Genomic DNA, 14,331 nt, shown 5'->3' with positions numbered 1-14,331 from the left:
TTGATGAGAAGAGAATCTCTGATTTACAGAGCATTGAACAAAGCATTGCTGGATCGGGCGTTTCTGAAGGAAACGGGAAAGACCCGCAGGGAGATGGAACGGAAAATCGCATCGGCGGGACTGTGGGAGATGGCGCAGGAGCTGTCGGACCTTCTGCTGGAGAACCCGCGGTTCGATTCCCGGGAGGTGGTGAAGGTCGCTGCGGAATATTTCGGCACGCTGAATGAGGAGCCTCCCGAGGGGTGGCTGTCCTGGTGCTTCAGGGATATTCTCCACCAGCTTTTCGAGACGATGCCGGAGCCGGAGCACCGGGCGGTTTATGAGGAAGGGAGTGTGCTGCTCCTCCAGATTCTGAGGGGACTGTACGCCTATGAAGAGGAAAATCTTCCCTTTGATCCGACCCGCAGCATGGTGTTTCTGACAGACGACGAAATTGAAGAGGGAGGCTATACGCGTGAGTACATCAAGCTTCATCATCTGGTGAAGCACCGCTATTTTTATGAGTTCATGCGTATCGGCACAGACATCACGCCGTTCAATACTTTGGGGCACATCGGAGGCGTGCACTATGTTGCGATGCATGTGGCCCGCCAGCTTGCGGAAGCCGGAGCTCCGGTGGATCTGGGAATCGTATCCGGAGCGGCGGCGGGGCACGATATCGGGAAATACGGCTGTCGAAAAAGCGAGGAGCGGCGCATCCCGTATCTTCACTACTACTACACGGACCGATGCTACGACCGGTTCGGAATGCCGACTATCGGCCACATCGCGGCCAATCATTCGACCTGGGATCTGGAGCTGGAGAATCTGTCCGCGGAATCCCTGATTCTGATTTATGCTGATTTCCGGGTAAAGAGCTGCCGGGACGGGAACGACAGAGAGCGGGTCTGCTTCTATACGCTGGCGGATGCCTTCGATGTGATCCTGGACAAGCTGGATAATGTGGATGAGGCAAAGAAACAGCGGTATCAGAGGGTGTACGACAAGCTGGAGGACTTCGAAGACTACATGAAGGAACGGGGAGTAGACGTTGCCCTGCCGGAGATACCGTCCCGCTACCCTGCCCATTGCGGGAAACCCCGGAAACGGGAGATGGTGTTGCTGGAGGGAGAAGAGGTTATCGAACAGCTGCGGTACAAGGCCATCGACCACAACATCCGTCTGATGAGCCGTTTCCATGTGGACGCTGAATTCGGAAACCTGATTGAGGCGGCCCGCAGCGAGCAGAACTGGAAGAACATCCGGACATATGTGAGCATTCTCGGAGAATATTCCACCTACATGACCGAACGTCAGAAACTGATGACCATTCGCTTTCTGTATGAGCTGCTGGCTCATAAGGAGGGAGACATCCGAAGTCAGGCGGCGGAGCTTCTGGGGCAGATTGTCGGGACCTTCAACGAGGAATACAAAAAAGAACTGCCGGAGGGTGAATCCCTTCCGGACAAGGCCGTGACGAACCTCACTTTGTTCGCGGAGTATCTCCAAAAAATCATCGAGCCTGACTATAAACTGACGGATCAGCATAAGAAATGGATACGCAACAGCCTGAACAGTTTCTCAGCCGCGGTGCTTCGCTTCTGCAAGCCAAGCTGTCTGTATAACTACATGAACATCCTGATCGATTATTACCGGAGAACGGATTATGATGAGGAAATCATCATGATCCTGCTGAAGACCATTATGGAACTGAGGGAGGAGGAATGCTCCCGGCAGGAAATCACAATTCTGGACAAGTTTATCCGCAGTGCCGGCGAGAGCGGAACGGAGAAGCTGGCTGTTGCCGCGGTTCATGCAGACAGTGCGTTGCACGGTCGTGGCGTGGGTCGGGAGCACGTGGAGCATCTGAAAAAAGTTGTAGGGATCACCGAGGAGCAGTCCTTCACGGAACGCATGAGCAATATGTTCCTGGATGACCTGAAGGCCGGAACGCCCTGGGTCGTCAAGGTCGCCAACATCGAGATGATGATCGATTACGTGATACGGCCGGAGAACAAAGGCGAAATTCTCCATGTGGCGACGCATCTCTCCAATCTGATCAAGGTCAGCGAGACGGTGACGGTGAGGAGAACCGCAGGACGCGGGCTGCTCACAATTGTGGATCGGATGAGTCCGGAGCAGCGGAACGAACTTTCGGTGGAACTGTTCAACGGATTGGAAATCGGCGACTACCAGTTCTCCAAGTACATACCGGACTATCTGGGGAATGTGGTGCTCCGTCTGCCTCCTCAGGAGCTGGATGAGTTTATCAACACACTGGAACGCGTCGTCGGAACAGGGAACGACAAGCTGATCTCCGCGACCATCAACACCATTGGCGTGATTCTGGAGAACTACAGTGAATACAGAGACCGCTTCCGTGAACCGGAGAAGTGTTGGAACAGCAGGCGCATCCGTCTGCTGTACATGCTGATAAGAGGGTACGCCAACTACGATAAGCTGGCGAGCCGGGAGGCCTTCTGGGTCATGGGGAAATATCTTTTCGGGAGCACGGAGATGTCCCTCGATGAGAAGGATGAACTCTTTCTGCACTGTCACAAAAAACTCCTGGCGCTGCTCCATGAGAAAACCGAGGATGCTCTGGAATTCTATAACAACGCAGCTGTGCTGAACAGCCTCTATCGGTACATTTGCGAGCACCGGGCGCAGAAGGGGGAATTCTGTTTTCCGGCCCGGCGGAAGGTTGCGTTTTACCCGGGCACCTTCGACCCGTTCAGTCTGGGGCATAAGGCAGTGGCCAGAACTATCCGGAATATGGGGTTCGACGTGTATCTGGCGCTGGATGAGTTTTCCTGGTCCAAGAACACGCAGCCACGGCTCCAGCGCCGCAAGATCATGAATATGTCGGTGGCGGATGAAGAGGGGATTTATCCGTTTCCGGATGATTTTTCCGTGAACATCGCGAACAATGACGATGTGCGGAGACTGAAGCAGGCCTTCGAGGGACGGGAACTCTATATCGCGGTCGGATCCGACGTGGTCCGTCACGCCTCCTGCTACCGGAAGACGCCGGCAGAGGATTCTATCCACGGGATGAACCATATTGTCTTTGCCAGGGAATCCAAGGAACAGGAACGCGGTCCGCAGGACGCCAGGATCTATCCGATTACCGGAAAAGTGATCACGCTGACTCTGAAAAAATATTATGAGGACATCAGTTCCACCAGGATTCGTGAGAATATTGACCTTAACCGGGATATTTCCAATCTCATCGACCCGGTGGCGCAGAACTATATCTATGAGAAAAGCCTGTATCTGCGGGAGCCTGCGTACAAGCACGTGCTGCAGGCCAGAGAAATCAGCATCAGCTCCTATAGCAGCCAGTCTCCGGAGACGCTTGAGCCGATTCGCAGAGATCTGGAGGGAATGGGCTATGACTTCGGAAAAATCGCAGAATATCTGGAACGGGAAAAGACACGGGGACTTTATATCGAATCTGCAGGACGCAGCAGGCGGTGTGTCGCGTATGCGGCGGCTCACCGGCTGGAAACCAATCAGCTGCTGAGGGAATTCGGCGACCTGAAGATTGCCTCGCATATCCGGGAGGCCGCAGCAGGCGGCATCGCAGCGATCGGGTTTTTGTACACCAAGAAGAGTCGGAGCATCTCCAACATCAGCCAGATTGTGCTGACGGAAATTCTGACAGAGCTGATCTCCCGGGATTTTGCCTATGCGGTATATCATCCTGTGGACGCCTCAGGGATGAATCCGAGAATCATCGACGCGCTGAAGAAGCAGGGATTTGTGAACATCGCGGAGGGACGCGGCGGAAAGCCCGTCTATGCGGTGGACATGCGTTCCCCCATTGTGATTTTCAGGGATGTGGAGACGATGATCAAGAATCCGCTGAATAAGCGGTCTGCCGTGCTCCGGGCGATTGACGAGGCCCACGGAAATCTGCTGAAGGTGATGACGGAGATTCATCCGGGGCAGCTGGTGCTCTCCTTTAACACCAGCGCGGTGCACAATAAAATCATCCGGAGGGTGGCTGAGATTAACGGAGTTCCGCCGGTGCACGACAAGAGCGGGTTGAGAGGACCGTATATGACGGTACCCTTCGGAAAGGCGCTGGCTGACGTACTGGTGCCGAACACTGTGACCAAGGTGCTCCACACGGAGAAGTATTTCAATTCGGATCTGGACGGCTTCACGATCCGAGAGTCCCGGTATTACTCGCCGCTGGATTCCCAGGCGAGAGCCATCCGATCTTTCGATCGCCCGGTGATTCTCATAGACGATCTTTTGCACAAAGGATACCGGATGAACATCATCGATCCGATTCTGAAGAAGAACGAGGTTGATGTACGAAAGATCGTTGTGGGAGTCATGACCGGAAACGCCAGAGATGCTATGGAAGTTCGGGGGCGTGAGGTGGAGAGCGCATATTTCCTGCCGACGCTGAAGATCTGGCTGAATGAGCGGGACTGCTATCCCTTTATCGGCGGGGACAGTCTGACGCCGGCGAACGACAAGGACGGGCTCAGGAGCGGTTCAATCAATCTGATTATGCCTTATACCACGCCGGTGTTCATCGCGGACGGAAATGTCGGGGAGATATTCAGGTATTCCATGACGTGCCTGGAAAACGCCCGGAATATCTGGCAGGTCATTGAAAAGGAATATCAGTCCATCTATGAACGAAAGCTGACACTGAAGAGGATCGGAGAGGTAATCACCTATCCGCGGATTCCGGAGATGGGAACCGGAATTGAGCTGGATGAAAATCTGGCGCCGACCGCCTTTATCGATAATGCGATCGCCCGGCTGATCCGGCTGAAATGGGGGAAGAAAAAGGCATGAAAAAAATAAGTGAGATTCTGAGGGAGCAGGGACTGGACGCCGGCGCGGTCACCGGTCTTGATCCCCGGAACGGAAAGAAAAAGCTGCGGCTGAATATCATCGCGCTCGGTGACGTGGGGACCACCATGCTCATCGGGCTTCGTCTGCTGGGCGGAGATGTGCTGGAGAGCATTGGAATCTGTGATCTGAATGAAGCCAATCTGGCCCGTCTGGAGATGGAAATGAATCAGATCCGGTATCCGGGACCGGAGGAAGCCCGCACCGCGAAGGAGACCGCGAAAGAAATCCGCAGACCGGAGGAGCATGCTGAATCAGTGGCTGACGTATATCCCGTGCTCCCGCCGATCAGGGTCGTTCCGCAGGAACAGATCTGTGACTGTGACATTCTGGTCTTCTGTGCCAGCCGGGGCGTTCCTGCGATCGGAGCGAAAGGGGATGTGCGGATGGCGCAGCTTGAGACGAACCGCACTCTGGTCCGGCAGTATGGAGCGCTGGCCGCAGAAGCGGAGTTTTCAGGGCTTGTGGCGGTGGTGTCGGATCCTGTGGATCCCCTCGCGAAGGTCTTTGTGCGGAGCTCGGGACTGGATGCCCGGCAGTTCCGCGGCTATGGGCTCGGCGTGATGAACGCCCGGGCGTCCTATTACGCAGAGCGGGATGATCGTTTCTCCGCTTATCTGACGGAAGGACGGGCATTCGGCCCCCACGGACGGGACCTGGTCATTGCGAACAGCATCGAGCACTATGACGACGGGCTCTCCCGGGAGCTGACCGATCTGACGGTGAACGCAAATCAGATTGTACGGCGGCTGGGATATAAGCCGTACATTGCGCCGGCTCTCTCCTCGGCGGCGCTCTCAATTTTGCTGACGCTGCGGGGCCAATGGCATTACAGCTCTCTCTGGTTCGGGAACAAAGACGGAGACGGCGCGTTCCTCGGGATCCGCAACCGGCTGACCGACAGCGGAAACGAGTTTGAAGATCTCATGGTGGAGGATGCTCTGTATGAACGGATCCGAGGCGCATATATGCACCTGCGGGAACTGGAATAAGAAGGAAACGAGGCGAAGAGATGTTGACGGTTCTGAAGATCGGATGGGAGGAAGGCGGAAACACGCGGCGCATCGATTATGTGCTGAACCGCGCCCTGCGGGAAATCCCCGCGGAGGAGTTTTGCGGATGTGCAGCATTTACCGGTGCGATTGAGAATAAGCGCTGGAATGGAGGCCCTCTGCTCATTGCCGTATGTCTTCCGCATTGCGGCGTATGTCTGGATGCTCAGCGGCTGATCGGCTGGCTGAATGAGAACCGGGACAGCCTCCGGGGGACGACAGCGGGTATCCTGATCGATGGGAAGGGAGAACTGTACACCAAGAATCTGGCACGGCAGATGGTATTCTCTGCGAACAGAGCGGGCGCTGCGTTTCCCGGCAAAGCGCTGGTGGAAGCTACCGGAGACCTGTACAATTTCAACGTGATGAGTAAAATCAGCCGGGTGGGGCATTACGAAGCCTACGCCCGCAGCGTGGAAAATCTGGTGCGTAAGATTTTGTCCTTTCGGATGCCGTTCTCACCGAGGCCGAAGGTTCTGGCGGTACACGCCAGCAACAGCACCACATCCAATTCCCTGCTTCTGTGGGAAATGATCCGGCAGGGTATCGGAGGCCGCTGCGATATCACGGAAATTTCTCTGCGCAACGGAACTGTGGTGGACTGCAGCGGATGCAGCTACGAAACCTGTGTCCACTTCGGCGAGCAAGGGGACTGCCTGTACGGCGGCGTAATGGTGGAACAGGTGTATCCGGCCATTCTGCGCTGCGACACTCTGGTCATGATCTGCCCCAACTACAACGATGCGGTCAGTGCCAATATCACCGCCTTTATCAACCGCCTGACGGCACTGTTCCGCACCAACGACTTCTCCGGGAAAAAGGTATATGCGCTTGTCGTTTCCGGATACAGCGGCGGCGACATCGTGGCGGAACAGATTATCGGCGCCATGTGCTTCAACAAAAACTTTATTCTGCCCGGCAACTTCGCACTGGTGGAGACTGCCAACGATCCCGGCAGCATCCTGGAGAGACTGCGCATCCAGAAGCGCGCGGCAGAGATGGCAGCCAGGATCTGCGGGAAAGAAAAAGCGGCAGATCAGAATCTGTCGCTGTAATTAATCATCCCCCGGAGGAATCCTCCCCGGGATTTTTTTCGGTCCTTCCCGCCGAAAAGATGTTCATAGTAATAAATGCCGCCGTCGAACCCGTTTTCTGTGGCGTTCAGCAGGGCGCAGGAGCCGGTGGTCCCGTCCCGGGGGAAGGTCAGGCTCCCCGGATTGATCATCAGAACGCCGCCGATATCCTCGAATACCGGAACGTGGGTATGTCCGAAGCACGCGGCTCTGCATCCGTTTTCCTGCGCCAGATAGCGAAGCGTGGACAGATCGTAGTCGACTCCTTCCAGATGCCCGTGCGTAATCAGAATTTTTCCGGCGGGCGACGGAACGACCCGGAAATCCCGCTTCCGACAGCCGTCGCAGTTTCCGGCGACGGAAACCGCCGGTACGGCAAGCCGCTCTCCGATGATTTCCCCGTCCCGCAGGTGATCCCCGCAGTGAAGGATCATATCGACAGGTTTCCCGTCGATAGTCATTTCAGAAAGACGGTCGAACATATCGTAGACCTTTTCCAGATGCCCGTGCGTATCGCTTATTACAAAAAAATTCATAGTCTGCTCCTTTTCCGGTTTCTCATTGTATCACAAAAAAGCAAAAAGTCATAGCTGGGCATGTAAAAAGTCACAGCGGGGCCGGAACCGCTGTGGTAAAGAGTATTTTTTTGTGGTAGAATAACCGTGAATACCATAATATTTTTGAAGAGAGGTAGCAAATTGAAAGAGCGCTTCGACGAAAAGTATCTGAAGCTTGGGGCGACGCTGTTCCTGACGGCGGTGGCGATCATTCTGTTTTACTTTATACTGCAGAATATGTCTCACATTTCATCGGCCATCGGCACGCTGGTCAATATTCTGAAGCCGTTTATTTACGGCCTCATCATGGCGTATCTTTTGTGCCCGGTATTCAATCTGGTCACCAGACGAACATATCACAGATTGGAGAACCGGTGCAAGAATAAAAGACGGGCGTTCATCTTCGCGAAGGTCATGGGAACCACCGCGGCGCTGGCCGTTCTGATTGCCGTGTTCGCAGCTGTGGCGGCGCTTCTGATCCCTCAGATTGTGAAGAGTATCGTGGCACTGGTGACGGTGATGCCCGACCGAATTCAGGACTTCAGCCAATGGGTAACGAAGATGCTGGCGGGGAGCAGGTATGAAGCATTGTCAGATTCCTTTACCAATACGGTGAATCATGCTTCTGAATATCTGATGAAATTCATTCAGAAGAGGGTTATGCCGAATGTAGGCGGATATGTGGAAATGATTTCTCAGGGATTGTACATGACGATTAAGACCTTCCTGAACATTCTGATTGGAATCATCGTTGCAGTGTACTTTCTGAACAGCAAAGAGAAATTCAAAGCGGAGATCTGCAAAATCATCTACGCACTGTTCCGGCGGGATAAAGCGGAAGAGATTTTTGAATTCGGCAATTTTACAAACAGAACATTCGGAGGCTTTATCAACGGAAAGATTATCGACTCGCTGATTATCGGACTGATCTGCTTCGTGCTGATGAAGATCCTTGGCCTTCCTTATGTTGCGCTGTGCTCCACCATCGTGGGAGTGACGAACATCATTCCGTTCTTCGGGCCATTTATTGGTGCGGTGCCGTCGGCTATCATCATCTGCGTTATTGATCCGATCAAGGCCGGAGAATTTCTGATTATGATCTTCGCGCTGCAGCAGTTCGACGGAAATATTCTGGGACCGAAAATTCTGGGAGGAACCACGGGTCTGTCCAGTTTCTGGGTCATGTTTGCCATCATTCTGGGCGGCGGGCTGTTCGGGTTCCTGGGAATGATTCTGGGCGTTCCGGTGTTCGCCATCATATATCACTACTTCAAGATCTACACAGAAAAGCGGCTGAGACGTAAGGGTCTCGCTGAGGAAACAAAGGATTATCAGGAATTTAATAAATATGACATCGATCGAAGGGATATTTTATGAGAAAGTTTTATGATGTTGACATGAGAGAATATACAACGTTCCGGGCCGGGGGAAGAGCTGCGGAAATGGTGGTCTGTGATACCGCTGAGGAACTTGCGGAGACGGTTCTGTCTCTGAAAAGGGAGGGTAAACCCTGTATAATGCTCGGGAAGGGGTCGAACACGCTGTTCACGGACAGGGGCTACAAAGGAACCGTGATCCGCCTCGGCAGAGACTTCCGCGCCGTCGCCGTTCACGGAGTCTCCGTGGTCTGCGGTGCGGATGTATCGGTTGCTGCAGCAGCGAAGGCGGCTCTTGCGGCAAATCTGACCGGATTCGAGTTCGCAAGCGGAATTCCGGGAAGTATCGGCGGAGCTCTGTTCATGGACGCCGGCGCCTACGGCGGAGAGATGAAAGATGTAGTGACAGAGGCGCAGATTCTCCGCATCGGGACGGGACAGGTCGAAACCGTTGCCGCAGAGGAAATGGAACTGTCCTATCGTCACAGTGTTTTCCAGACTTCCGGGGACATCATCCTTTCGGTGACCCTGGGTCTGAAGCCGGGTGATCATGACGCCATTGCTGCAGAGATGAACGAGCTTACCCGAAGGCGGAATGCGAAGCAGCCGGTGCAGTATCCAAGTGCCGGAAGTTTTTTCAAACGTCCGGAGGGCTACTTCGCCGGAAAACTGATTCAGGATGCGGGGCTCAAGGGACTGTCAGTGGGCGGAGCACAGGTTTCCGAGCAGCATAGCGGATTCATTATCAACAAAGGAGACGCCACAGCTGATGATATAATCCGTTTGATGCACCTGGTGCAGAACACAGTGAGGGATAAGTTCGGCGTCGTACTGGAACCGGAGGTTCGCATCATTGGAGACTGATTTCAGCAGATACAGAATGACTTTTGATATTCATACCCATACTGTGTACTCGCCGGGAACTCTCCGGCCGCACGGGAAGGGCACCATGGAGGAAAATGTCCGGGCGGCGGTGGAGAAGGGGCTGGACGCTGTTGCGATTTCCGATCACGGACCGGGGCATCTGTTCTACGGCGAGGACCGGAACAGGCTTCCGGAGATGCGGGAGGAGATCCGGCGTCTGCAGGAGAAATATCCGCAGATCCGCATATTCCTCAGTGTCGAGGCGAATGTGATTCAGAACTACGGAAACTGCCTGGATGTGCAGCCGGAGGAATTCGGCCGGTATGACTTTGTTCTCGCGGGATATCATTTCGGCACACTTCATGCGCATATGCTGGGGAACTGGCTGGACAGCCGCGGAATCCGGCTTCCGGGAACGCGACGGGCGCTTACGCGGGCCAATACCGCCATGAACATCGCAGCGATCCGCAATAACAATCTGAGGATGCTGACCCATCCGGGAGACAAAGGCAGGGTAGACATGGCCGCACTGGCGCGAGCCTGTGCAGAGACGGACACCTGGATGGAGATCAGTACCTGGCACAGCCACCTGACGGTGGAGGAAATCCGGATCGCGATGAAAGAGGATGTGAAATTCGTCATCAGCAGTGATGCCCATACGCCGGACCGGGTCGGAAGCTTTGAGGGCGGGCTTGCGAGAGCCTTCGAGGCAGGACTTCCGCTGGAACGGATCGTGAACATAGAGGAGAGATAGCTCATGAGTAAAGAAGAAAAAATGAAAGTAGTCATTATATCCGGACTTTCCGGCGCAGGGAAGACTCACGCTGCAGACTGGTTTGAAGATCACGGCTACTACTGTATCGACAATATGCCTCCGGCGCTGATCAAAAGCTTCCTGGATCTCGCCATGTTCCGGACGATCCGGATGACGAAGGCGGCCTTTGTTGTGGATATCCGCAGCGACGAGTTCTTCAGCGGACTGAATGATACCATCGACTATCTCAGGATGCGGGAGGATATCGAGTTCAGCATTCTGTTCATCGAGGCCTCGGACTCCACACTGATCCGCAGGTACAACGAAACACGGAGGAATCATCCTTTGTCCACGGGAAGGACAAGCAAGGCAGTGATCGAGAAGGAACGGAGTATGCTGGCGGATCTGCGGGCCAGGGCCAATCATGTTCTGGACACCACCAACCTGAAGGTTGCGCAGTTCAATCTGGAAATGAGCAAACTCTACAATCCGGACGGCGACATCAGCAGTACCTTCGCGATTAACGTGATCTCCTTCGGCTTCAAGTACGGAATTCCCCAGGAGACCGACATGGTGTTCGACGTGCGGTTCATCCCGAATCCCTATTATGTGGAGAGCCTGAAACATCTCACCGGCAATAACAAAAAAGTCCAGCGGTATGTGCTGCGGCACGATATCGCTCAGAAATTCATCGAGCAGCTCACCGTGATGATCGATACCATCGTTCCCTGTTATGTAAAGGAGGGAAAGAATCATCTGAATATCGCCTTCGGGTGCACCGGAGGGCAGCATCGCTCGGTGACCCTCGCCAACGAGATGGCGAGAATCTTCCGTGAGGAAGGTTATCGTGTTACACTTGAACACCGGGAGCTTTAGTGATAGAATATGTGTGTAGAACCAATCAACCAAATCATATTTTATTGTTAAAGGAGTAATCAGTTATGGAAAAGTTAATCATCAGTGCCTGCATCTGCGGCGCGGAAGTTACGAAGGAACAGAATCCGAACGTACCTTATACAGTGGAGGAAGTTGTCAGAGAAGCCAAGTCGGCTTATGATGCCGGCGCTGCGCTGATTCATCTTCACGTCAGAGAGGATGACGGAACTCCGACCCAGAGCAAGGAACGTTTTCAGGTCTGTGTAGACGCGATCCGCAAGGAATGCCCGGACGCCATCATTCAGCCGTCTACCGGCGGAGCGGTAGGTATGACCGATCTGGAGAGACTGGAATCCACAGAGATCACGCCGACGCCCGAGATGGCGACGCTGGACTGCGGCACCTGCAACTTCGGCGGAGACGACATCTTTGTCAACACCAATACTACGATTGAAAACTTCGCGAAGATCCTGAAGGAGAGAGGGATCAAGCCGGAGCTGGAAGTATTCGACAAGGGCATGATCGACCTGGCGATGAAGGTTGCGGACCGCAAGGGGCTTCTGGTTCACCCGCTGCACTGGGACTTCGTGCTGGGCGTGCAGATGAATGCGACCATCGAGGATCTGGTGATCATGAAGAATGCCATTCCGGCAGGATCCACCTGGACTGCGACCGGAATCGGCAAGACCGCGTGGGATATTGCGGCGGGAACCATCGCCATGGGCGGACACGTCAGAGTCGGCTTCGAGGACAATCTGTACCTGGAGAAGGGCGTTCTGGCCAAGAGCAACGGCGAGATGGTCGCCAAGGCTGTGGAGATCGCGAAACTTCTGGGAAGACCCATCGCGACGCCGGCAGAGGCAAGGGAGATCCTGAGCCTGCCGCCGCTGAAATAATCATAGCAGATACGAGGGCAGCCGGTTCGGCTGCCCGATTTTTTTAGGAGAGCAGGAAATGTCGTTTTCATCGGAGACAAAGAATGAGCTGGCGCGTATAGAACCGGAGCGCAAGTGCTGCCAGTTGGCGGAAATCGCGGGATTTCTCCGCGTGTCCGGCAGTATCCGGCTGGTGGGCGGCGGAAAATTTCAGATCGTTGTCACCACCGACAGTCCGGCGGTAGCCCGGCACTACAAAAAAATGCTTCAGGAATATTTCCGCATTGAAGCGGAACTGCTGATCGGAGAAGCTTCGGCGCTGAAAAAGGGACACACCTATATTCTGACGATTGATCCTGAGATGCGCAGCGAATCGATCCTCCGCGAGACCGGAATCCTGCTGGTCCGTGAAGGGAATAACTATATCAGTGACGGAATCTACGACGGAATTGTGAAGACCCGATGCTGCCGGAAGGCGTATCTGAGGGGGATCTTTCTGGGAACCGGAAGCGTGAATTCTCCGGAGAAAGGCTATCATCTGGAGTTTGTCTGCGGCAGTGAAAATCTCGCCAGGGATCTGCGGCGGCTGATTAATACTTTTGACGATCTGTCCGCTAAAATCACGCAGAGAAAGGACCGGTATGTGGTCTACATGAAAAACTCGCAGTACATCAGTGATACGCTTGCGATTATGGGCGCTCATTCCAAAGTTCTGGAATATGAGGATGTGAAGATAAAAAAAGAACTGGTGAATCAGGCGGTACGGATGACGAACTGCGACACAGCCAATACAGACCGGACGCTGGACGCCTCTCAGCGACAGATGGAAGCGATCCGGCGAATTGAAAAAACCGGTGGCTTGGATGCGCTGCCGCCCAAACTGCGGGAACTGGCGCTTCTGCGGCAGTATAATCCGGAGGCGAGTCTGACTCAGCTGGGAGAAATGATGAGTCCGCCACTGAAAAAATCCGGCGTGAACAACCGGATGAAGAGGATTCTCGATTTCGCCGCAAAGCTGTAGGTCGATGTGCCGGTTCAGCGGTTCCTGTGGCCGTACTCGCACAGCACACGCCGGCGACGGTCGCCTTGTGTTCGTACCGCGCACGGCCGACGACGGTCGGTTCGGACTTTGTGTCCGACGCTATTCCGGATCGAAAAGCCTGCGGATGCAGCGGAAAAGATAGGGCTTGTATTCACTGAGCGTTACGGGCTCACCGTTGAGGATCACGCTGTAGCAGGTGGAGCCGACTAGTTCTATGGTGGTGAAAATGGCGAGTTCCATCTCTCGGGTGGGCTGTACATTATCCTCCTCCAGCAGCTGCCGTATGAAGTCCCGGAAACTCAGTGGCGCGCTGTTCTCGCCCGTCGGCTGATAAAGGTTCGAACGGGTGAAGAGTCCCCAGGACAGGTTCTTGGCGATGAAACGCAGCAGAGCGATGTCCCGTGACAGACATGTGATCACATAATCCACGATGTAAATCAATTTGTCAAGGGGGGACATCTCCCGAGGTGCATGCTCCAGTTCTGCAAGCGCGGCAGTTAGAAGCTCCGAGGATTTCTCGATGATCAGAGCGTTGCGTATATCCTCCTTGTCTTTGAACCACAGATAGAAGGTCCCTTTTGCAACTCCGGCTCGGAGAGCAATGGCCATGATGGTAGTCTTATGAAAACCCACCGTGGTAAACAGATCATAGGCACTGTTCATCAGCGCCTTTTTTTTCTGCTGCTTTTTTTCTTCAACTCTACCCATCTTTTTTCTCTTTTCTCTCCTTATGCGAACGAGGCGGTCGTTAGCCGCAGCGCAGCATGTTTTGACGGAATCCGCCGACTGTATACTGTTCGACGCAGTCTGTCGGTCTTTCCATCGGGATACGATGCGTTCGTCCCGACACGGTGCATTTTTCGTAATCCGCTACCTTTACTTAATACAATAGTAGCATTGAATTGACTTTTGGTCAAGTTAATCACGGTAAACTTAAGTAATGCCTATATGCGCTGGGAACACAGCGTTACGACAGATTCGTGATATTGTATAAAAAAAGAATAC

The 14,331-nt window shown here is 54.1% G+C and carries 11 protein-coding genes; 9 read left to right on the top strand and 2 right to left on the bottom strand.

Annotated features, from left to right (window positions below; all coding sequences use genetic code 11):
• Window positions 1–3: 3 nt before the first annotated feature.
• The 3 genes from FYJ64_RS02210 to FYJ64_RS02200 are packed head-to-tail and all read left to right on the top strand — an operon-like array spanning window position 4 to window position 6,964.
• Window positions 4–4,800: a nicotinate-nicotinamide nucleotide adenylyltransferase gene (locus tag FYJ64_RS02210; RefSeq protein WP_154573604.1), complete on the top strand. Its 4,797-nt coding sequence runs from the start codon at window positions 4–6 to the stop codon at window positions 4,798–4,800.
• On the top strand, window positions 4,797–5,849 hold the full coding sequence (locus FYJ64_RS02205) for a Rossmann-fold NAD(P)-binding domain-containing protein (RefSeq protein WP_154573603.1): 1,053 nt from the start codon (window positions 4,797–4,799) through the stop codon (window positions 5,847–5,849). The genes FYJ64_RS02210 and FYJ64_RS02205 overlap by 4 nt, the downstream gene beginning before the upstream one ends.
• A 20-nt stretch (window positions 5,850–5,869) precedes the next feature.
• Entirely contained in the window at window positions 5,870–6,964 is a 1,095-nt protein-coding gene (locus FYJ64_RS02200) for a flavodoxin family protein (RefSeq protein ID WP_154573602.1), read from the top strand.
• On the opposite strand, the gene FYJ64_RS02195 is transcribed toward FYJ64_RS02200, so the two are convergent.
• The gene (locus FYJ64_RS02195) at window positions 6,946–7,518 is read right to left on the bottom strand and encodes a YfcE family phosphodiesterase (RefSeq protein WP_154573601.1); all 573 of its coding nucleotides are present in this window, start codon (window positions 7,516–7,518) and stop codon (window positions 6,946–6,948) included. The genes FYJ64_RS02200 and FYJ64_RS02195 overlap by 19 nt on opposite strands.
• A gap of 144 nt (window positions 7,519–7,662) precedes the next feature.
• Between FYJ64_RS02195 and FYJ64_RS02190 the strand changes: the two genes are divergently transcribed.
• The 6 genes from FYJ64_RS02190 (at window position 7,663) to whiA (ending at window position 13,305) form a co-directional block, all read left to right on the top strand.
• Window positions 7,663–8,916, top strand: a complete 1,254-nt coding sequence (locus tag FYJ64_RS02190; RefSeq protein WP_154573600.1) for an AI-2E family transporter — start codon at window positions 7,663–7,665, stop codon at window positions 8,914–8,916.
• On the top strand, window positions 8,913–9,779 hold the full coding sequence (murB, locus tag FYJ64_RS02185; RefSeq protein ID WP_235897082.1) for a UDP-N-acetylmuramate dehydrogenase: 867 nt from the start codon (window positions 8,913–8,915) through the stop codon (window positions 9,777–9,779). The genes FYJ64_RS02190 and murB overlap by 4 nt, the downstream gene beginning before the upstream one ends.
• A 16-nt stretch (window positions 9,780–9,795) precedes the next feature.
• Entirely contained in the window at window positions 9,796–10,533 is a 738-nt protein-coding gene (locus tag FYJ64_RS02180; protein ID WP_206045505.1) for a PHP domain-containing protein, read from the top strand.
• A 3-nt stretch (window positions 10,534–10,536) separates the two neighbouring features.
• Entirely contained in the window at window positions 10,537–11,409 is an 873-nt protein-coding gene (rapZ, locus tag FYJ64_RS02175) for an RNase adapter RapZ (protein ID WP_235897081.1), read from the top strand.
• A 65-nt stretch (window positions 11,410–11,474) separates the two neighbouring features.
• Window positions 11,475–12,305, top strand: a complete 831-nt coding sequence (kce, locus tag FYJ64_RS02170; RefSeq protein ID WP_154573598.1) for a 3-keto-5-aminohexanoate cleavage enzyme — start codon at window positions 11,475–11,477, stop codon at window positions 12,303–12,305.
• A 58-nt stretch (window positions 12,306–12,363) separates the two neighbouring features.
• The gene (gene whiA, locus FYJ64_RS02165; protein WP_154573597.1) at window positions 12,364–13,305 is read left to right on the top strand and encodes a DNA-binding protein WhiA; all 942 of its coding nucleotides are present in this window, start codon (window positions 12,364–12,366) and stop codon (window positions 13,303–13,305) included.
• Between the two features lie 120 nt (window positions 13,306–13,425).
• Here whiA and FYJ64_RS02160 read toward each other — a convergent pair whose 3' ends face one another.
• Window positions 13,426–14,034, bottom strand: a complete 609-nt coding sequence (locus tag FYJ64_RS02160) for a TetR/AcrR family transcriptional regulator (protein WP_154573596.1) — start codon at window positions 14,032–14,034, stop codon at window positions 13,426–13,428.
• Between the last annotated feature and the right edge of the window lie 297 nt (window positions 14,035–14,331).

Origin of the sequence: Hornefia butyriciproducens (assembly GCF_009695915.1) — a bacterium.
In the GTDB taxonomy this organism is placed as follows: domain Bacteria; phylum Bacillota; class Clostridia; order Peptostreptococcales; family Anaerovoracaceae; genus Aminicella; species Aminicella butyriciproducens.
The sequence above is the reverse complement of the archived record's forward strand: the minus strand, read 5'-3'. Positions and strand labels throughout refer to the sequence as shown.